Source organism: Agrobacterium sp. A3-95 (assembly GCF_053521785.1).
Genome location: NZ_JBNWDR010000005.1, coordinates 222,630 through 241,911 on the forward strand (window position 1 = coordinate 222,630; position 19,282 = coordinate 241,911).

The 19,282-nt window shown below is 58.4% G+C and carries 20 protein-coding genes; 11 read left to right on the forward strand and 9 right to left on the reverse strand.

What is annotated here, in order from left to right:
- Window positions 1-58: 58 nt before the first annotated feature.
- Window positions 59-1,246 (forward strand): diguanylate cyclase, encoded by a 1,188-nt coding sequence (locus ACQZ5Y_RS15580; RefSeq protein WP_174050131.1) that lies wholly within the window; start codon window positions 59-61, stop codon window positions 1,244-1,246.
- Window positions 1,247-1,264: 18 nt separating this feature from the next.
- Here the strand turns inward: ACQZ5Y_RS15580 and ACQZ5Y_RS15585 are convergent, their stop codons facing one another.
- The 5 genes from ACQZ5Y_RS15585 to ccmA form a co-directional block, all read right to left on the reverse strand.
- Complete coding sequence (locus ACQZ5Y_RS15585) at window positions 1,265-1,870, reverse strand: DsbE family thiol:disulfide interchange protein (protein ID WP_174050128.1); 606 nt, start codon at window positions 1,868-1,870, stop codon at window positions 1,265-1,267.
- A complete protein-coding gene (ccmD, locus tag ACQZ5Y_RS15590) occupies window positions 1,867-2,040 on the reverse strand; it encodes a heme exporter protein CcmD (protein WP_013636916.1) in 174 nt (57 codons plus the stop codon). Before ccmD ends, ACQZ5Y_RS15585 begins: the two co-directional genes overlap by 4 nt.
- A 4-nt stretch (window positions 2,041-2,044) precedes the next feature.
- Window positions 2,045-2,806 (reverse strand): heme ABC transporter permease, encoded by a 762-nt coding sequence (locus ACQZ5Y_RS15595; protein ID WP_065662981.1) that lies wholly within the window; start codon window positions 2,804-2,806, stop codon window positions 2,045-2,047.
- 74 nt (window positions 2,807-2,880) lie between these two features.
- Entirely contained in the window at window positions 2,881-3,540 is a 660-nt protein-coding gene (ccmB, locus tag ACQZ5Y_RS15600; RefSeq protein WP_003516632.1) for a heme exporter protein CcmB, read from the reverse strand.
- A gap of 43 nt (window positions 3,541-3,583) precedes the next feature.
- Window positions 3,584-4,225: a heme ABC exporter ATP-binding protein CcmA gene (ccmA, locus tag ACQZ5Y_RS15605; protein WP_174050125.1), complete on the reverse strand. Its 642-nt coding sequence runs from the start codon at window positions 4,223-4,225 to the stop codon at window positions 3,584-3,586.
- A gap of 272 nt (window positions 4,226-4,497) precedes the next feature.
- Between ccmA and acnA the strand changes: the two genes are divergently transcribed.
- The 3 genes from acnA to ACQZ5Y_RS15620 all read left to right on the forward strand — a co-directional run bounded on the left by acnA (window position 4,498) and on the right by ACQZ5Y_RS15620 (window position 8,917).
- Window positions 4,498-7,191, forward strand: coding sequence for an aconitate hydratase AcnA (acnA, locus tag ACQZ5Y_RS15610; protein WP_174059890.1), 2,694 nt, complete (start codon window positions 4,498-4,500; stop codon window positions 7,189-7,191).
- A 195-nt stretch (window positions 7,192-7,386) separates the two neighbouring features.
- The gene (locus ACQZ5Y_RS15615; protein WP_003516643.1) at window positions 7,387-8,127 is read left to right on the forward strand and encodes a DUF1223 domain-containing protein; all 741 of its coding nucleotides are present in this window, start codon (window positions 7,387-7,389) and stop codon (window positions 8,125-8,127) included.
- 397 nt (window positions 8,128-8,524) lie between these two features.
- On the forward strand, window positions 8,525-8,917 hold the full coding sequence (locus tag ACQZ5Y_RS15620) for a DUF2794 domain-containing protein (RefSeq protein WP_003516645.1): 393 nt from the start codon (window positions 8,525-8,527) through the stop codon (window positions 8,915-8,917).
- Window positions 8,918-9,052: 135 nt separating this feature from the next.
- Here ACQZ5Y_RS15620 and ACQZ5Y_RS15625 read toward each other — a convergent pair whose 3' ends face one another.
- The 3 genes from ACQZ5Y_RS15625 to ACQZ5Y_RS15635 all read right to left on the reverse strand — a co-directional run bounded on the left by ACQZ5Y_RS15625 (window position 9,053) and on the right by ACQZ5Y_RS15635 (window position 13,277).
- Window positions 9,053-9,790, reverse strand: coding sequence for a Bax inhibitor-1/YccA family protein (locus ACQZ5Y_RS15625; protein WP_013636912.1), 738 nt, complete (start codon window positions 9,788-9,790; stop codon window positions 9,053-9,055).
- Window positions 9,791-10,008: 218 nt separating this feature from the next.
- Window positions 10,009-12,570 carry an ABC transporter permease gene (locus tag ACQZ5Y_RS15630; RefSeq protein WP_174050122.1) on the reverse strand — a complete coding sequence of 854 codons (2,562 nt, stop codon included), beginning with the start codon at window positions 12,568-12,570 and terminating at the stop codon, window positions 10,009-10,011.
- Complete coding sequence (locus tag ACQZ5Y_RS15635) at window positions 12,567-13,277, reverse strand: ABC transporter ATP-binding protein (RefSeq protein ID WP_038492408.1); 711 nt, start codon at window positions 13,275-13,277, stop codon at window positions 12,567-12,569. The genes ACQZ5Y_RS15630 and ACQZ5Y_RS15635 overlap by 4 nt, the downstream gene beginning before the upstream one ends.
- Before the next feature lie 90 nt (window positions 13,278-13,367).
- Between ACQZ5Y_RS15635 and ACQZ5Y_RS15640 the strand changes: the two genes are divergently transcribed.
- Window positions 13,368-14,018 carry an arylesterase gene (locus tag ACQZ5Y_RS15640; RefSeq protein ID WP_174059889.1) on the forward strand — a complete coding sequence of 217 codons (651 nt, stop codon included), beginning with the start codon at window positions 13,368-13,370 and terminating at the stop codon, window positions 14,016-14,018.
- Between the two features lie 68 nt (window positions 14,019-14,086).
- Window positions 14,087-14,680, forward strand: a complete 594-nt coding sequence (gene thpR / locus ACQZ5Y_RS15645; protein ID WP_003516655.1) for an RNA 2',3'-cyclic phosphodiesterase — start codon at window positions 14,087-14,089, stop codon at window positions 14,678-14,680.
- Here thpR and ACQZ5Y_RS15650 read toward each other — a convergent pair.
- Window positions 14,614-15,093, reverse strand: coding sequence for a low molecular weight protein-tyrosine-phosphatase (locus ACQZ5Y_RS15650; protein WP_035252380.1), 480 nt, complete (start codon window positions 15,091-15,093; stop codon window positions 14,614-14,616). The two genes, thpR and ACQZ5Y_RS15650, sit on opposite strands and share 67 nt — an antisense overlap.
- 80 nt (window positions 15,094-15,173) lie before the next feature.
- Between ACQZ5Y_RS15650 and ACQZ5Y_RS15655 the strand changes: the two genes are divergently transcribed.
- From ACQZ5Y_RS15655 to ACQZ5Y_RS15675, 5 genes are all read left to right on the forward strand, one after another.
- On the forward strand, window positions 15,174-15,479 hold the full coding sequence (locus tag ACQZ5Y_RS15655; RefSeq protein ID WP_025594571.1) for a 4a-hydroxytetrahydrobiopterin dehydratase: 306 nt from the start codon (window positions 15,174-15,176) through the stop codon (window positions 15,477-15,479).
- A 51-nt stretch (window positions 15,480-15,530) separates the two neighbouring features.
- The gene (locus ACQZ5Y_RS15660; protein WP_174050116.1) at window positions 15,531-15,911 is read left to right on the forward strand and encodes a YkvA family protein; all 381 of its coding nucleotides are present in this window, start codon (window positions 15,531-15,533) and stop codon (window positions 15,909-15,911) included.
- A 298-nt stretch (window positions 15,912-16,209) separates the two neighbouring features.
- Window positions 16,210-16,713, forward strand: coding sequence for an invasion associated locus B family protein (locus ACQZ5Y_RS15665; RefSeq protein ID WP_003516662.1), 504 nt, complete (start codon window positions 16,210-16,212; stop codon window positions 16,711-16,713).
- Window positions 16,714-16,979: 266 nt separating this feature from the next.
- Window positions 16,980-18,152, forward strand: coding sequence for a 23S rRNA (adenine(2503)-C(2))-methyltransferase RlmN (gene rlmN, locus ACQZ5Y_RS15670; protein ID WP_075807724.1), 1,173 nt, complete (start codon window positions 16,980-16,982; stop codon window positions 18,150-18,152).
- A gap of 108 nt (window positions 18,153-18,260) precedes the next feature.
- Window positions 18,261-19,214: an ABC transporter substrate-binding protein gene (locus ACQZ5Y_RS15675; RefSeq protein ID WP_003516666.1), complete on the forward strand. Its 954-nt coding sequence runs from the start codon at window positions 18,261-18,263 to the stop codon at window positions 19,212-19,214.
- Window positions 19,215-19,282 lie beyond the last annotated feature (68 nt).

Here is a 19,282-nt window from a genome sequence, read left to right on the forward strand (position 1 = left end):
AAGGGCATTGCGGTAGTGTCCGGGCTCAAAGGCTCGTCTTTTCGTCCGGCAGAACACTGTGCAAGATAATTTCGCCTACCTTCTCCCCTTCATCATGCTGACATTCGGTGTGGTATTCCTGTTCCTGCAGAGGACCGGCCACGCTTCGGCGCGATATTGGGGTTTCGGATATCTTTCGGCGGCGTTTGGTTTTGCCGCACCTCTGGTGCTTGGCGGCTTGCCCTTCGAAGTACAGGCGATCGTCTCGAACCTGTTGTTTTTCTCGGCCTTTTTTCTCTACGGCCATGCGCTGCTCACCCATTTCGGACGGCCGCTTTATACGACGGCGCGACTGTCGATCGCGGCTGCGGCGGTTTTGCTGGTCTCGTTCCATGTCTTCATCACACCGGATCTGAAACGTGAGCTGGTCATCGGTGATCTTGTCTGCGCCCTGCTGCTCGCCATCCCGGTCTGGATCGTGCGGAAGCGGCCCCTGGCGCTTGCAGACAGGCTGATGGTGGCGATTGCGTCACTCGTGGTGCTCGAAACGCTGGTGCGCATCGGCATGTTGCTGGTGATGACGCCGAACGGTTCGATGATCGAACTAAGCGAATTCTTCGAATCCGATTATGCTTTCTACATGCAGCTTGCCGCGAGCATATTCGGCTTTCTCCTTGCGCTATCCGTACTCGCGAGCCAGATTTCCGTGACCGTCGACCGGCACCTGCAAGCGGCTGAGCACGATCCGCTGACGGATGTGCTGAACCGCCGTGGGTTCGACCGGCGGGTTCCCGATTTTCGCAGTGGGACACCAATAGGCGCAGTAATTGCGTGCGACATAGACCATTTTAAGCGTATCAACGATGACTATGGCCACGCCGCCGGTGATATCGTTCTCATCGGCCTTTCGGACCTTCTCAGGAAAAGCGCGCGTAGCGACGCTCTGGTGGCGCGTTTCGGTGGCGAGGAATTCGTGGTTTTCCTGCCCGGCCACACCGCCGCCGCGGCCGGTCACCTCGCCAATGCCATGCGTTTGAACCTTCTGTCGCTGGATTGGCGTAGCCGTGGCGTGGCCACCAAGGTCACGGCAAGCTTCGGCGTTTCAGCTGTCGCGAGGGGAGATCATTCAATTCACGATGCGATCAAACGCGCTGACGACAGCCTGTATGCGGCAAAGCGTGGTGGCCGCAATCAGGTCGTGCTTGAAGGAATGGGTTTGCAGGCGACAGCCGAAGGGCCGTCGCTAAGGGTGATTTCCAAGGTATAGTATCGTTCGGCGCGCGGGCTACTTTCCGGCCGCAGCGGTGATTGCCGGCAATAAATCCCGCTCGACGCTGCGGGCATCGAAGGGGCCGACCTTTTTGTAGAGGATCGTGCCGTCGGCGCCGACCAGATAGCTTTCAGGGATACCATAGACACCCCAGTCGATCGCGGCCTTGCCGTTCGGGTCTACGCCTATCGCGGCAAAGGGATTGCCGAGTTCGCCGAGAAAACGAAGCGCGTTGTCCGGTTTGTCCTTATAGTTGATGCCGACGACGGCGATGCGTTTGTCTTTCGCCAATTCCTGAAGGATGGGATGCTCCTGACGGCACGGAATGCACCAGGAGGCGAAGACGTTGACCAGCGTCAGCTTACCCTTGACGGCGGCATCGTTGAGGGCCGGCAGGTTTGAGCCTTCCAGCGGCGGCAGCGACAGTGCGGGCGCCTTGGTTCCGATGAGCGCCGACGGAATGGCGCTGATATCCAGCCCGTTGACGTCCTGATCGTAGAGCATCTTGCCGGCGATAATGGCAAAACCGCCGAAAAGCAGAAGCGGCAGAAGCGCCAGGGCATATCGCGTGCGCCCCGTGCTTTTGGCTTTGGTGTTCTGGTCCTGGCTGGCCTGTGTCATCGGGTTTCACCCGCAGAACCGGCTTTTGCCCTGCGGCGCACGCCGGATGCTTCCAGTTCTTTCAGTTCCCGTTTGCGCGCCTGACCATCCAGGATGACCCAGGCGATGAGACAGAGGACGACAAGGCCCGTCGCCGCATAGGACATGCCGATATAAAAGGCGTGTGTCATGGCCTCATGTCTCCCGGTTTGCCATGCGGGCGGCAAGCCGCCGTTGGGCTGCCACGCGCCGGCGCCAGATTTCGTTACGCATGGCAGCGATGTGCAACGTGAAGAACAGTAGCGTGAAGCCGATCGCCATGGTCAGAAGCGGCCAGAGAAACTCCGAATCGATTGCCGAGCCGCCCATGCGGATGACGCTTGCCGGCTGGTGAAGCGTGTTCCACCATTCAACTGAAAACTTGATGATGGGAATATTCACAAAACCAACGAGGATGAGCACGGCGCTGACACGGGCGGCTCTGGAAGGGTCGTCCATGGCGCGGTTGAGCGCTATCAGGCCAAGATACATCAGAAAAAGCACGAAGACGGACGTCAGCCGCGCGTCCCATACCCACCAGGTTCCCCACATGGGTTTACCCCAGAGCGAGCCGGTAACAAGCGCAATCAGCGTGAAGGCAGCGCCTATGGGTGCGGCCGCCTTGTGGCTGACATCCGCAACCGGATGACGCCAGACGAGCGTGCCGATCGCTGAGACCGCCATGACGGTATAACACATCATCGAAAGCCATGCGGAGGGGACATGCACATACATGATGCGCACGGTATAACCCTGCTGGTAGTCGCCATCTGTCGTGAAAGACAGATAGAGACCGGCGGCCAGCACCAGTGCCGTCAGGACCGCAAGCCAGGGCAGAATGCGTGCCGAGAGCGCCAGAAACCGCGTGGGATTGGCGAGATCACTGAATTTGGTGATGGTGAAAGTCTGCTGGTTCATGCCGTTTGTGTAACCCGAGAATGGCTGCCCCGCAATTGATCGCCATCAATCGTAGATCGGCAATTGCGGTTTCATCAATCCATAACATTGCGCAATGCCAAAGCGGCAAAGAAAGGACCGGTCACGGCTGAAAATAACGTGATCGCGCAGAGAATGAGGAAGGGCGGCAGAAAGGGTGCCGGATCCTGCACCGCCGCATAGGACGCGCTGACGCCGAAGATCAGTACCGGAATGGCCAATGGCAGCACAAGGATGGAGACCAGAAGGCCGCCGCGCGGCAAGGCAACGGCGACAGCGGCACCCACCGCGCCGATGAAGGTAATGGCGGGCGATCCGACAAGGAGTGTGAGCATCACCGCGCCGATCGCCACTTCGTCCATGTTCATGAACAGGCCGATGAGCGGCGAGGCGATGACCAGTGGCAGACCCGTTCCCACCCAATGTGCCAGGCATTTGACGAGCACGGTCAGCACAAGCGGGTTTTCCTGCATGAGTATGAGGTCTAGCGAGCCGTCATCCCGCTCTGCCTGAAACAGCCTGTCGAGGCCGAGGAGGGTGGAGAGCAGCGCGCCGATCCAGACGATGGCCGGGCCGATGCGTGCAAGCAGATTGAGATCAGGCCCGACACCGAAGGGGATGACGGCGACAACGGTCATGAAGAACAAGACGCCGATCAGCGCGCCACCGCCGGCGCGGATGGAGAGTTTCAGGTCGCGGAGGAAGAGGGCGGTCATTGGAGACGCCTCGGTAGGCGGGCATACCCCGCACACGCACCCATCACGCCCAAGCCTCCACACCTGCAAATCCCGTCATCTGCAATTCCCGCGCATTGTCGAGCCCAAGCGGCTGATGGGTCGCAGCCATGACGATGCCGCCTCTCCTCAGGTGGCTCTTGACCAGATCCGTAAACATGCCGTCCGCTGCTTTGTCGAGCGCCGCTGTCGGCTCGTCGAGAATCCACACCGGCCGCCACGCGATCAAAAGCTTTGCCATGGCAAAACGTCGCTGCTGGCCTGCGGACAGGTAACCGAAGGGCAGGTGGGTGATGCCCGCAAGGCCGACGATGTCTGCCGCCTCATCGATATCGACACCGGCGCCGCCGGCGAAGTCACCGAGAAAGTCTTTCCAGAACCGCAGATTCTCCGAAACCGTCAGTTCCGTTTTCATTGCGTTGCGATGGCCGAGATAATGGCAGGCCTCCGATGGACGCATGTCCGTTTCTATTCCTTTGCCGGCTATCTTTACCCAACCCTGCTCGGGGCGCAGCAGGCCGGCCACAGTGCGCAGAAGCGTGGATTTTCCCGAGCCGTTGCGGCCGGTCAGCACCAGCGCTTCGCCGTCACTTAACTTGAAGGAAATGTTCATGAATATGAAATCTTCGCCGCGTCGCACGCCAAGATTTTCCGCCGTCAAATCCATGCTGCGTTTCCGTATAAGATTTTCATCGTCTCGCATAAAAAAATCGATTTGATTTCCTGAATGGTCTGGCACGTTTCTGAGAAATTATCTATATGGGTGTCAACCACGCCAGCGGCCGGCGTGAACATCATCTTGCGCCGGACTTGACGATTGCGAGGAGCAATTTTCACGTGCGGACAGCGGAAATGGTCGTACCCGCATCCTGATGTGCATGAGTGCATAGGTGTCCGCACGCACGTGTTGGCTATCAGAGTAAGCGGGGTTTTTTATCCATGCCCAAATCACTCGACAGTTTTCATTGTCGTTCCGTCCTTACCGTTGATGGTAAGGACTACGTCTATTTCAGCCTTCCCAAGGCTGAGGCAAACGGCCTGAAGGGCGTTTCCAAGCTCCCCTATTCCATGAAAGTTCTTCTGGAAAACCTGCTTCGTTTCGAGGACGGCCAGTCCGTTACCAAGGAGCATATTCTGGCCGTTGCTGAGTGGCTGAACAATAAGGGCCTGACCGAAAACGAAATCGCTTATCGTCCCGCCCGCGTTCTCATGCAGGACTTCACCGGCGTTCCGGCTGTGGTCGATCTCGCCGCCATGCGCGATGCCATGGTGTCGCTCGGTGGCGACCCGGAAAAGATCAATCCGCTCGTTCCCGTCGACCTCGTGATCGACCACTCTGTTATCGTTGACGAATTTGGCACGCCGACGGCGTTTGCCCGAAACGTCGAGCTTGAATATGAGCGCAATGGCGAGCGGTACCGCTTCCTGAAGTGGGGCCAGCAGGCATTCAAGAACTTCCGCGTGGTTCCGCCCGGTACTGGCATCTGTCACCAGGTCAACCTCGAATATCTCGGCCAGACCGTCTGGACCAAGGAAGAGGACGGCGAAACGATCGCTTACCCGGATACCTGCGTCGGCACCGACAGCCACACCACCATGATCAACGGTCTTGGCGTTCTCGGCTGGGGCGTTGGCGGTATCGAGGCTGAAGCAGCGATGCTCGGCCAGCCTGTCTCCATGCTCCTGCCTGAGGTCATCGGCTTCAAGCTGACCGGCAAGGTGAAGGAAGGCGTGACTGCGACCGACCTCGTGCTGACCGTCGTGCAGATGCTGCGCAAGAAGGGCGTGGTTTCCAAATTCGTCGAATTCTTCGGCCCCGGCCTCGATTCGATGACGCTGGCCGACCGTGCCACCATCGGAAATATGGGTCCGGAATATGGCGCTACCTGCGGCTTCTTCCCGGTTGATGGCGAGACCATCAACTATCTGACCATGTCCGGTCGCACCAAGGACCGTATCGCGCTTGTCGAATCCTATTCGAAGGCACAGGACATGTGGCGGACCGGCGACGGTTCCGACCTCGTCTTCACCGACACCCTTGAACTCGACCTCGGCGACGTCGTGCCATCCATGGCCGGTCCGAAGCGTCCGGAAGGCCGTCTGCCGCTCGAAACCATTGCACCGAATTTCGCGACGGCTCTCGAGAACGACTACAAGAAGCCCGGCCAACTCCATAGCCGCTATGCGGTTGAGGGCGAGGAGTTCGATCTCGGCCATGGCGATGTGGCGATTGCTGCCATCACCTCCTGCACCAACACGTCCAACCCTTCCGTTCTCATCGCTGCCGGCCTTCTCGCCCGCAATGCGGTTGCCAAGGGTCTGAAGTCCCAGCCGTGGGTGAAGACCTCGCTGGCGCCGGGGTCGCAGGTCGTTGCCGAATATCTCGACAAGTCGGGTCTGCAGAAGGATCTCGATGCGATTGGCTTCAACCTCGTCGGTTTCGGCTGCACCACCTGCATCGGCAACTCCGGCCCGCTGCCCGCACCGATCTCCAAGACGATCAATGACAAGGGCCTGATCACGGCCGGCGTCCTCTCCGGCAACCGCAACTTCGAAGGCCGTATCTCGCCCGATGTTCAGGCGAACTATCTCGCCTCGCCGCCCCTCGTCGTGGCCTACGCGCTTGCCGGTACGGTCCAGAAGGACCTGACGAAGGAGCCGATCGGCGACGACCAGAACGGCAATCCGGTCTATCTCAAGGATATCTGGCCGACCTCGCAGGAAATCCAGGAATTCATCCTGAAATACGTCACTCGCGAACTTTACGAATCGAAGTACGCTGATGTCTTCAAGGGTGACGCGAACTGGCAGGCCGTTCAGGTTCCCCCGGGCCAGACCTATGCCTGGGACGACAAGTCGACCTATGTTCAGAACCCGCCTTACTTCGTGGGCATGGGTAAGACCGGTACGGGCCTTACGAACATCAAGGGCGCCCGCGTTCTCGGTCTCTTCGGCGACAAGATCACAACCGACCACATTTCCCCGGCCGGTTCGATCAAGGCTGCTTCGCCCGCCGGCGCCTATCTGACGGAGCACGGCGTGGGCGTTGCCGACTTCAACCAGTACGGTACGCGTCGCGGCAACCATGAAGTCATGATGCGCGGCACCTTCGCCAATATCCGCATCCGCAACCACATGCTCGGCCCGAACGGCAAGGAAGGTGGCTACACCATCCACTATCCGTCGAAGGAAGAGATGTCGATCTACGACGCTGCCATGAAGTACAAGGCGGAGGGCGTTCCGCTCGTCATCTTCGCCGGTGTCGAATATGGCAACGGGTCTTCCCGCGACTGGGCGGCGAAAGGCACCAACCTGCTCGGCGTCAAGGCGGTCATCGCACAGTCCTTCGAGCGTATCCACCGCTCCAATCTCGTCGGCATGGGCGTCGTTCCCTTCGTCTTCGAGGAAGGCACGACCTGGGCGAGCCTTGATCTCAAGGGTGATGAAGTCGTCGAGATCGATGGTCTCGAAGGTGAAATCAAGCCGCGTGAAAAGAAGATCGCCAAGATCACCTACAGCGACGGTTCGGTGAAGGAAGTTCCACTTCTATGCCGCATCGATACGTTGGATGAAGTGATCTACATGAACAATGGCGGCATTCTGCAGACGGTTCTTCGCGATCTGGTTGCCTGACAAAGCTCAGACCAACAAAGGACGCCGGGATTTTTCCCGGCGTCTTTGCGTTTCATCATCTCTTTTTTTGTGATTGCCACTCACCCCTTCGTGACTTTCTATTGAAGTGGAATAGACGCTATTTTCCGGTTTGCATCCGGTTGGGTTGATCGCATCAATTCGTCTGGATATCTGCTCCGGACAAAGGTTCTTGTAATGCCGCTGAAATTGCCCCTGTCGATATGTCTTCTCGGCACGTTCCTCGTCACATCCGCGCATGCGCAGGAGGCTGTGAAGGGCGTTGTCGAGTTGTTTACATCGCAGGGATGCGCGTCCTGCCCGCCGGCGGACGAAGCGTTGCGCAAGATGATCCAGAAGGGTGATGTGGTCGGCCTCTCCTACCATGTCGACTACTGGAATTATCTTGGCTGGACAGATTCCCTGGCATCGAAGGAAAATACAGAGCGGCAATATGGCTACATGCGCGCTCTCGGCCGCAACGGTGTCTATACGCCTCAAGCCATCCTGAACGGTCGCGACCACGTCAAGGGTGCGGATGTCCGCGGGATTTACGACAGGCTGGATGCTTTCAAGCGCGAGGGTCAGGGGCTGAACGTGCCGGTTGCGTCCAAATTTGCCGGTGACGAGGTGGAGATCGATATTGGCGCCGGTAGCGGCAAGGCCGATGTCGTGGTCGCCTATTTCACGCGCGAGCAGACGGTAGACGTGCAGAAAGGCGAAAACCAAGGGAAGAAAATGTCCTACTGGCACAGCGTCTATGACGTGCAGACCGTCGGCATGTGGGATGGTTCACCGATGACGGTGAAGCTTCCGGCAAGCGTGGTGGCAAAGGTGAAAAAGGGTGGCTGCGCCGTGCTGTTGCAAACGGCAAATGCCAGCGGCGATCCGGCGGCAATCGTCGGTGCAAGTATTTTACTGGGGAATGAAACACCCTGATCGCCTGTCTGGCGATGGAAGATCCGATCCGGGCATTGGGGGCTGGGGGTAAAGGGTCAATGCACCGGATCGGGTCATCTTGGTGCCTAGGCATCAATTGACAATAGGACTATTCCATTCAATTCGGGCCATGGTTTGACCGAAATACGGCAGGCCATGCTAAAATGGCTGCCTAAATGGTTACCTTTTTTACCCCTGCTTTTTTCTAAGGCAGCGTCCTTATGGGCATTGGCGGGTGTCTTTCTGCGTCGCAGACGCCGGGTTTCGCTGTCGTCCTAAGACCGTAAAACCCTCCTCCAAAGTTGCGATCTCATGTTCAATGGCTGTTCGAGACTTGCAATTTTGTCTTCTCCGGCTCACATTAATCGGACGACTTGGGTGGAATCGGAGGTATTGGATGACCGATCAACCGGATGTGCAGCAGGTTCAAACCGCTTCACGCGACAGTTCCACCGTTGTCGATCTCCGCGAGTACAAAAAAGACAAAGACCCTCTGCCAATTACATTCCATCGGCGTGAGCTGGATGCGATCCTGCGCATCTATGGCCGCATGGTGGGAGAGGGCGAGTGGCGTGACTATGCCATCGACCACTTGAGGGAAAAGGCGGTATTTTCAGTCTTTAAACGCTCGGGTGAAATGCCGCTCTACAGGATCGAGAAGAACCCCAAGCTGGCGGCGAAACAGGGCGCCTATTGCGTGGTGAATACGGATGGCCGCATTCTCAAACGTGGCCACGAACTGCCGCAGGTTCTCAAGGTTTTCGACAAGGTCCTGAAGCTTATCGAGTGAGATGGGAATACGGGTTACCCATTCCGCCGCTTGATGCCACAGCGGGTTGGGAAACGGTCAGGTTTTGAATTTCTTGTAAATAAAAAGGCGGCCGAATGGCCGCCTTTTGCATGTTTGCCAGTTGGGTTCCTGCCCTTACTTGTCACGGTTGCCCATGAACTGCAGGAGGAACATGAACAGGTTGATGAAGTCGAGATAGAGCGTCAGCGCACCCATGATCGCCTTGCGGCCAGCCACGGCAACTTCGTCGCCATCGAAATACATTTCCTTGATCTTCTGCGTGTCATAGGCGGTGAGGCCAGCGAAGATCAGCACGCCAATCGCGGAGATCGCGAACTGCAGCGCGGAAGAGGCGAGGAAGATGTTGACGATGGACGCGATGATCAGGCCGAACAGACCCATGATCAGGAACGAACCCATGCCCGAAAGGTCTTTCTTCGTCGTGTAACCGTAAAGCGAGAGCGCGCCGAACGAGGCAGCGGTCACGAAGAACGTCTGTACGACGCTCTGGCCGGTATAGACCAGGAAGATCGAAGACAGGGACACGCCCATCAGCGCCGCATAGACCCAGAAGGTCATCTGGGCGGCAGAAACGCTCATGTTCTGGATACGGAAGCTAAGAAAGAACACCAGTCCGAGCGGTGCGAGCATCACAACCCAGCGCAGCGGCGATGCATAGAGCAACTGGGCGAAAGCCGGATTGGTGGTCGCGAGCGTGAAGGTAGCGAACGCAGCAACACCGGTGATGACCAGAGCCAGTGCCATAAGGTTGTAAACCTTAAGCATGTAGGCGCGAAGACCTTCGTCGATCATCGCACCAGTCTGTGCACGGGTCTGGGCCATGCGGTTCTGGTAGTTATTGAAGTCAGCCATTGTTTCCTCTTTTGAGCTCCGTAATTGCTACGGTGTCGGGATACCTCCCGGGCGCCGCTGCGGAGCTTCAGCAAGCCTGCCCAAGAATATGATGGCAGAACGTGTCCGATACAAGGCCTTTCGCAGTCGAAAAGACACCATATGCGCGAAAAGCGCTCACGTTTCAGCGATCATTACAAAGAATTAATCGTTAAAGTTAAGCAGCGCACAACCGAAGATTATTCACCCGCCTGCCGCAAAACCGGAGCGGCCTTCTGCCCGAGGATTCGCCATGTGCCCATGAGGCCGATGCCTACCGTCATGACGAGGGCGACGACGACCGTGCCGATCGCCACATCCGGCAGGAAGCTGGAGGGCAGCTTCATGATGCGGGAAATGACGAACCAGGCGGAGACGCCGCCGGCAAAAAGCGCAAAAACGGCGGTGGCGAGACCGAGCATCATATATTCATAGGAGAAGGCGCGGATCAGCAGGCTGCGTGTACCGCCCAGTGTTTTCAGGATGACCGCATCATGGGTACGGGCACGGTTTCCGGCGGCAAGAGCGCCGGCGAGGACGAGGACGGAGGCTATGAGCGCAACGGCCGCTGCGGCGCGAATTGAGGTTGCAAGCTGGCCGACCAGCCGGTTGACCACATCGAGCGCGTCCTTCACGCGTACGCTTGTTATCGTCGGGTAGGCGTTGGTAACGGCGCGCAATATCTGGCCCTCCTCGCTTGCGGATGCGGAGGGGTCGGCGAGTGTGGCAAGCCAGGCATGTGGTGCGCCACGGAAGGTATTGGGTGAAAACACCATGACGAAATTGATCGACAGCGATTCCCATTCGACATTGCGCAGATTGGCGATCTTTGCCGTGATGCTGCGGCCGAGCACGTTGACGGTAACGGTGTCGCCGATCTTGAGGCCCAGTTCCTGCGCCTCTTTCGCCGCAAAAGAGACCAGCGGCTCGCCGCTATAATCCGGTCCCCACCATGTTCCTTCGGTCAGCTTGGCGTTTTCGGGAGCATCCTGCGAATAGGTTATGCCCCGATCACCGCGCAGCAGCCAGCGGCCGGATGGCGGCACATCTATCTTCGTCACGTCCTCGCCATTAAGAGCCAGAATGCGGCCGCGCAGCATCGGCACCTCGGTCAGCGTGCCCTGAGGCGCTTCTTGCCTGAGAAGATCGCGGAAGCCCTGCAACTCGGTGCCCTGAATATCCACGAAGAAGAAATTCGGCGCTCGTTCCGGCAGGCTGTCGGTCAGTTCGCGGCGCAGATTGCCGTCGATAAGCGTCAGGGTCACCAGCAACGTCAGCCCGAGGCCGAGGGAGAGAACGACGGAGGGGGTGAGCGCACCCGGCCGGTGAATATTGCCGATCGCCAGGCGAAGGGCGGCGGAATGAACGCGCGGGCTGCGTTTGGCGATGGCCTTGACGCCTGACGCCACCAGTCGCAGCACCACAAACGCGAAGGCGATGGCGGCGAGGAAAACCGAGGCGATGAAACGTTCTTCTGCCGAAAAGATGGCAAGTATGGCCAGCGCAGCCAACAACAAGCCCGTCACTGCGAGATAAGGCCAGGACGGCCAGCTGCCCTCCTCGAACCCCTGCTCTCGAAAAAGGGCGGTCGCGGGAACTTCGCGCGCCTGGCCGAGTGGCACGATGGCGAAGGCAAGTGTCGTCAAGATGCCGAACAGGGCGGCAAGACCAAGTGCTGCTGGATAAAAGGCAAGCTCTTTCGGCACCGGAAGCACACCCTCCAGAAACCGCATGGCGATCAGCGGGGCGATGGCGCCCACAGCGAGGCCGATGATGATGCCAACGGCGGCAATGAACACGATCTGGAAGAGATAGGTCATGGTGACCACGGAAGCCGGCGCGCCGAGGCATTTCAGCGAGGCGATCGTGGTGCGCTTGGAATCCAGGAACGCGCGAACGGCGTTCGCAACGCCGACACCACCAACGATGAGGGCGGTCAGGCCCACCAGCGTCAGGAATTGCGAGAAGCGGTTGACGTTTTCGGTAAGGGATGGCGCTGCCCGGTCACTCGTGCGGATGGACCAGCCGGCATCGGGAAACGTCTTGTTGGCTGCATCGGTCATCGTTGCCCGCGCTGCAGGATCGTTCAGCATGATCTTGTAAGCGTGTTCGACCAGACTTCCGTTCTGAACGAGACCTGAGGCGAAAAGCGCATCGCGGCTGACCATCAGCCTTGGGGCAAAACCGAAGCCGTCGGACAGGGCATCCGGCTCGTCGACAACCGTGCCGGTCAGTTTCAGCTTCACATTACCGAGAAGGATGTCGTCGCCGACCTTGATGCCCAGCCGCTCCAGGAGAAGCGGCGCGGCCACGGCGCCATAGGTATCGCCGTTCGCAGCCAGAAGCTCGCTCAGAGGCCGGTTTGGATCTGCCACGAACGTGCCGTAGAGCGGATAGGCGCCGTCTACGGCCTTCACTTCCGTCAGCGTCTGTTCGGAACCATCGGCAAGGCGGGCCATGGAGCGCAGCCCTGTGGAAACCGCAATTTTGCCGAGGCCATCGAGGTAGGCCCGTTCCTCTGCGGTTGCCTCCCTGTTGCGCAGCTCGAAGCGCACATCGCCAGCCAGTATCGATTGGCCTTCCGTCGCAATCGCGCTGGTGACGGCGCGTGACACGGAGTTGACAGCGGCAATGGCGCCGGTTCCGAGCGCGATGCAGGCGAGGAAAATATAGAAGCCACGCAAACCGCCGCGAATTTCGCGCCGCGCGAGCCTCAATGCGTTTTTGATGTTGGCAACAGACGGGAGAATGGAGCCGATCATGCCGATACCGCCCTGGCCATATGGGCAGCGGCGCTGTCACCCTCTATCTCGCCGGAGCGCACCTTGATCTGTCTTGAGCAACGGGCGGCCAGTGACGGATCATGGGTGACAAGGATCATCGTCATGCCGCGTTCGGCCTGTTTTGAGAAAAGAAGATCGGCGATCTGCTGGCCCGTATCCGCATCCAGATTGCCGGTCGGTTCGTCTGCGATCAACACGGCGGGGGAGGGTGCAAGCGCGCGGGCGATCGCAACACGCTGCTGTTCGCCACCGGAGAGCTGGCCGGGATAATGGTTGAGGCGTTCGCCGAGACCGACAGCGACGAGTTCCCGTTTGGCGATCTCGAAGGGGTTCGGCACGTTGGCCAGTTCCAGCGGAACGGCTACGTTTTCCAGCGCCGTCATATTGGCGATGAGGTGGAAAGACTGGAAAACGATGCCGATATTCTTGCCGCGGAAATCCGCGAGAGCATCCTCGCCGAGCTTATGCAATTCCGTGCCCGCTATGACGATCTCGCCGCTATCCAGCCTTTCGAGACCGGCAAGTACCATCAGAAGGGTCGATTTTCCCGAACCGGAAGGGCCGACGATGCCCACCGCCTCGCTTTCGCCAATGGCAAGATCGATGCTCTTGAGAACGTGAACGGAGGCGGCGGCGTTGCCGAGCGTGAGGTCGGCCTTCTTAAGCTCTATGATGCTTTTCGTCACAATTCTCGTTCCTATATATGATGAAAACAGTCTGGCGGTGTCGATGCGGACGGTATTTCAGACAATGTAAACCAAGTTAGGAAAGCCGTGATGAGATTTAAAGCTGCCCTGTTTCACTTCATCGTCATTTTCGCCGCCGCCTTTTCCGCCTCGGCGGCCATGGCGCAGGAGCGGACATTGCAACTGGTTGGCCTGGGCGACAGTCTCATGGCGGGTTACCAGTTACCCCCCACCGATGGCTATACGGCACAGCTTGAAGCTGCATTAAAGGCCAAGGGCATCAATGTTACCGTCACCAATGCCGGTGTGTCCGGCGATACGTCCTCAGGCGGTCTGGCTCGGGCGGAATGGTCGGTTCCCGATGGCACGGACGGGGTCATTCTGGAACTCGGCGCCAATGATGCGTTGCGCGGTATTGCGCCGGAACAGACGGAAAAGAACCTCGACGCCATCATTTCCGGCTTTCAGAAACGCAACATAGCGGTGCTGCTGGTCGGCATTATGGCACCGCCGAACATGGGTGACGATTACGCCAAGCGCTTCAACCCGATCTATCCGAAGCTTGCAGAAAAATACAACCTGCCGCTTTATCCGTTTTTTTTGGATGGCGTGGTGACGGATGATAAGTTGAAGCTGAAGGACAAGATGCATCCCAATACGCAGGGTGTGGCGATGATGGTGGAGAAATCTTTGCCGGCTGTTGAAAGCTTCATCAAGACAATCGGTGCGCAAAAAAAATAAGCACTTGCGCCCGCCTGCATTGCATGATTCGCTATGCTTGTTCTGCCAAGAGATTCGGGGAGCTCGCCATGCCGAGACTGTTTATCGCCCTCGAAATTCCGCGCAATGCGGCTATGAGCCTGTCATTGTTGCGCGGTGGTCTGCCGGGAGCCCGGTGGATCGATGTGGAGAATTATCACATAACCCTGCGTTTTATCGGCGATATCGACGGGAGAACCGCCGATGAGGTCGTTGACAGGCTGGACCGGATCGACAGGCCGGAATTCCAGCTCAGTCTCAACGGGATGGGTTCCTTCGGCTCCAAGAAACCGCATTCGATCTGGGCGGGGGTTTCCCCCTCGCCGGAAATGAATGCGCTTCAGGCGGAGGTCGAAAGAATCTGTCAGAGGATCGGCCTGCCGCCGGATCCGCGCAAGTTCATGCCGCATGTGACGCTGGCGCGGTTGCGCTCTTCACGGCTGGACGATGTGGTGCAGTATCTTTCCGGGCGCGGCAATTTCCGCACATCCGCCTTCACGGTCGGTCGTTTCGTGCTGATGTCGTCCAAGGAATCGGTGGGTGGCGGACCTTACATCGTGGAAGAGGTGTTCCCGCTTCACGAAGCGCGGTCCAGCGCCATCTTCTCGAGCAACGAGCTGCATCCCGCAAAAAGCATGTTGTAGACGACCAGAAATCCGTCGTCGCCACCGAAGTAGGGATCGGGCACGTTTTCGTGGCGTCCCGAAGCGTAGTCCAGGAACAGGTGGATTTTGTGCTTCCGGTTTTCGGGCGCCTTTCGGAGCAGTTTCGCGAGATTTCCTCCGTCCATGGCAAGGATGAGATCGAAGGTCTCGAAATCGGCCTGGCTGACCTGCCGTGCACGCTGCAGGGAAATATCGATGCCATGCTTGCGGGCGATTGCGATGGATCTGCGATCCGGGGCGGTACCGGTGTGCCAACCGCCGGTGCCGGCGGAATCGACAGTGAGTTGGCGAGATACGCCTTCGGTTTCGGCAAGGTTTGTCAAAATGCCTTCGGCAAGCGGTGAGCGGCAGATATTGCCCATGCAGACAAAAAGAACGGCTGTATGTTTCATGGAATATGCGTCGATCCGGTCGTTGAGGCGTTAATGTTTCTCCGAAAGAGCGGATCGCATGTCAAGCGGAGGCAAGATGCATGAAATATCCCAGACTTGAACCGGAAGCCGTCCGGCAGGCGCTTTTAAAACTCGAAGGCTGGTCCTTGCGCGAGGACGGGGCGGCAATCGTCCGGTCGTTCAAGTTTGCGAGTTTTGCGGAGGCTTTCGGTTTCATGGCCGAGTCCGCACTCGTGGCAGAAAAGCTCAATCATCATCCAGAATGGTCCAACGTCTATTCGCGCGTCAGGGTCTGCCTCACCACCCACGATTCGCAAGGCGTGACCGAGCGGGATTTCCTGCTCGCAGAGGCCATGCAGAAGGCGGCAACGGGCCGTGGGAATTGAACGGCGGGCTTTAACTCCCATATAATAACCGCGACCGGAGGACCGTCGATCATGGATGATGTGAAAATCGGTGAAATTCTTTTGCCCGGGGAAACGGGCAGCGAGGGCGAACGCGAAAGCGTCGTGCGCGCCAAATTCTGGCCGAAGCTTAAGCGTGTGATGACCAAGGTGCCCTTCGCGCGCGATGCGGCAGCAGCCTATTATTGCGCGATCGACCGGGATACTCCGCTGCGTGCCAAGGGCATCATTCTGGCCGCGCTTGCCTACTTCATCATGCCGTTTGATGCCATACCGGACATGCTGGCGGTCGTTGGATTTACCGACGACATCGCGGTCATTACGGCCGCGCTTGCGATGATCCGCGCCCACATCAAGATGGAGCATTACGATGCGGCGGATGCCATGCTGAAACGGCAGCAGGAGGCCGAATAACACGTCTGTGATGACGAGGCTCCTCCGAGCCGGGCAGGTGACAAATTGTTGCCTGAATTTGTGTGTCATAGACATGACGGGGAGGGCGTGCCACGCCTTTCTTCTCAGGGTGCGGGCGTAGCCGATCTGTAACACTTCAAGACGTTTTCGGCATTTTATACGTGTTGTTGACGGTTTGGTAACCGCTTCCTGACCACAATGAGAAAAGACGATCCGCACCTGAACGTGGCCGATCCATAAACATGGAGCCCGCCGCTGCTTCGGGCCAATGGAAGACAATAACCCGGCAGGAAATTCTATGTTTGTAAGAAGTGTAGCAACCGCAGTGGCCATTTTGCTGACCAGCGTCGGCGTAGCATCTGCACAGTCGCCCACGCGCATCCAGCAGTTCAATGCATGGGGCGCCTATTCGTACAAATCGGGCAACAGCACCGTCTGCTACGTTCTTTCCATCCCAACTTCCAAGGAACCGGCGAGCGTCGATCACGGCGATATCTTCTTCATCGTGTCGCAGCGTCCGGGCCAGAATATTTCCTACGAGCCGCAGGCCATGGTGGGTTACCCGCTGAAGCAGGGCTCCAAGGTCAATGTCACGATCGACAACAAGAACTTCGTGATGTTTACCAAGGACAAGGCTGCCTGGGTTGAAAATGCTGCCGAAGAACCCGCTCTCGTTGCCGCGATGAAGGGCGGCAAGTCGATGACGGTGAAGGCGGTCTCCGGCCGCGGCACCGCGACTTCCTATTCCTATTCGCTTTCGGGCATTTCGGCTGCTTTTAAGCAGATCGAAAGCTGCAAGTAATCCTGACGCTTCGTCAACTTTGTGATTGGCCGGTCATCGACCGGCCATTTGCGTTTTTGCTTGTTTGATGCTAAAGGCGCGGCAACATTGACAGGCGGATGCGCGAAAAGTGCTCCGCCTTTGATTTTCTCGACATGCAGACGATTTTCCGCCTTTCCTAAAGGCCGGTCGTGCGATGCATTGGATGATGGGATAGCGTGATGTCCGTATTGCATGCCCCTGCCGGTCTGGCAGTTAAAACTCCCCTGATCGCCAATAGCGATCTCATGTCCGGCAAGCCGTCGCTGATCGGCATGACGCGTGAGGAAATGGGCGAGGCGCTGGCCGAGATCGGCGTGCCGCAGAAGCAGGTGAAGATGCGTGTCAGCCAGTTGTGGAACTGGCTGTATGTGCGCGGCGTCTCGGATTTCGACAACATGACCAATGTTGCCAAGGAACTCAGGGAAAAGCTGAAAGCAGCCTTCACCATTGCCCGCCCGGAAATCGTCGAGGAGCAGATTTCCAACGACGGCACCCGCAAATGGCTGATGCGTTTTCCGCCGCGCGGTGCGGGACGCCCTGTCGAGATCGAGACGGTCTATATTCCCGAAGAAGGACGCGGCACGCTTTGCATTTCGAGCCAGGTGGGCTGTTCGCTGACGTGTTCCTTCTGTCACACGGGCACGCAGCGTCTGGTGCGGAACCTGACGGCCGAGGAAATTCTCTCCCAGCTTCTGCTCGCCCGCGACCGGCTCGGTGATTTTCCTGACGGTTCGACGCCGGTCGGCGCCTATGTGCCGAGTGAAGGCCGCAAGGTCTCCAACATCGTGATGATGGGCATGGGCGAACCGCTCTACAATTTCGAACATGTGAAGACCGCACTTCTGATCGCCACCGATGGTGACGGCCTGTCGCTCTCCAAGCGTCGCGTGACCCTGTCCACCTCGGGCGTCGTGCCGGAAATCTTCCGCACGGGCGATGAGATCGGCGTCATGCTGGCGATTTCACTGCATGCGGTGCGCGACGATCTGCGCGACATGCTGGTGCCGATCAACAAGAAATACCCGCTGAAGGAGCTGATCGAGGCTTGCCGCAATTATCCGGGTGTCTCCAACGCCCGCCGCATTACCTTCGAATATGTGATGCTGAAGGATGTGAACGACAGTCTGGAAGACGCCAAGATGCTGGTGCAGCTTCTGAGGGGCGTTCCAGCCAAGATCAATCTCATTCCGTTCAATCCGTGGCCAGGCACGAATTACCAGTGCTCCGAATGGGCGCAGATCGAGAAGTTCGCGGATTTCATCAATCAGGCGGGTTACGCTTCGCCGATCCGTACGCCGCGCGGCCGCGATATTCTCGCTGCCTGCGGCCAGCTGAAATCGGAATCCGAGCGCATGCGCAAAACCGAAAGGCTGGCTTTCGAGGCGATGATGATTGCCAACCACGGTGCGGACGACTGAATCGACGCCAATCGCGGCAGAAAGCTTGGTTCGTTACGGTTCTTTGATTGATTTCGGGCGGTCTTGTTTCTAATAAGACGGCAATAAGAAACCAACTGGAGGATACCTATGCGTGCATTCATTCTGGCGCTCGCGGCCGCGAGCGCCCTCGTTCTGCCGGCCAAGGCTGAAAACGTCACCGTTGCCGTCACCGCCATTGTCGAACATCCGGCGCTTGACGCCGCACGTGACGGCGTCAAGGCAGCGCTTGCCGAAGCCGGTTACAAGGAAGGCGAGAACCTCAAGTTCCTCTACGAGTCCGCGCAGGGTAATCCAGGCACCGCAGCGCAGATTGCGCGTCAGTTCGTGGGCGAAGCCCCCAATGTCATCGTACCGATCTCCACACCGTCCGCCCAGGCTGTCGTTGCAGCGACGCGCGACATTCCGGTTGTCTTCACGGCTGTTTCCGATCCGGTTGGCGCACAGCTCGTTAAGGACATGCAAAAGCCCGGCCGCAACGTGACCGGACTTTCCGACATGCTGCCGGTTGCTGAGCATCTGGCGCTGATCAAGGAAATTTCGCCCAACGCCAAGTCCATCGGCTTTATCTACAACTCCGCCGAAGCCAACTCCGTCTCGACGCTTGCAGCGCTGAAGGCTGAGGCTGAAAAGGCCGGCCTGAAGGTCGTTGAATCTGTCGCCACTAAATCCGCCGAAGTGCAGGGCGCGACGCGCGCACTGGTCGGTAAGGCCGACGTGATCTACGTGCCGACCGACAATACCATCGTTTCCGCTTTCGAGGCGGCAGCTGGCGTTGCGAGTGAGGCGAAAATTCCGCTTTATGCCGCCGATACGGATTCCGTTGCGCGCGGTGCGGTTGCGGCTCTCGGCTTCAACTATTTCGACGTTGGCAAGCAGACCGGCGCTGTCGTTGTTCGCATTCTCAAGGGTGAGAAGCCCGGCGACATTCCGGCAACCGTTGCCGTCGGCACCGATCTGGTGATCAACAAGAAGGCTGCTGAAAAAGCTGGCGTCACCTTCCCCGAAAGCGTGACGAAGCGCGCCACCAAGGTCATCGACTAAACCGGACTTCGGGCGGCGGTCACTCGCCGCCCGCTTTGCGCGGCACGCAACGGTGCCCGTATCCGCCG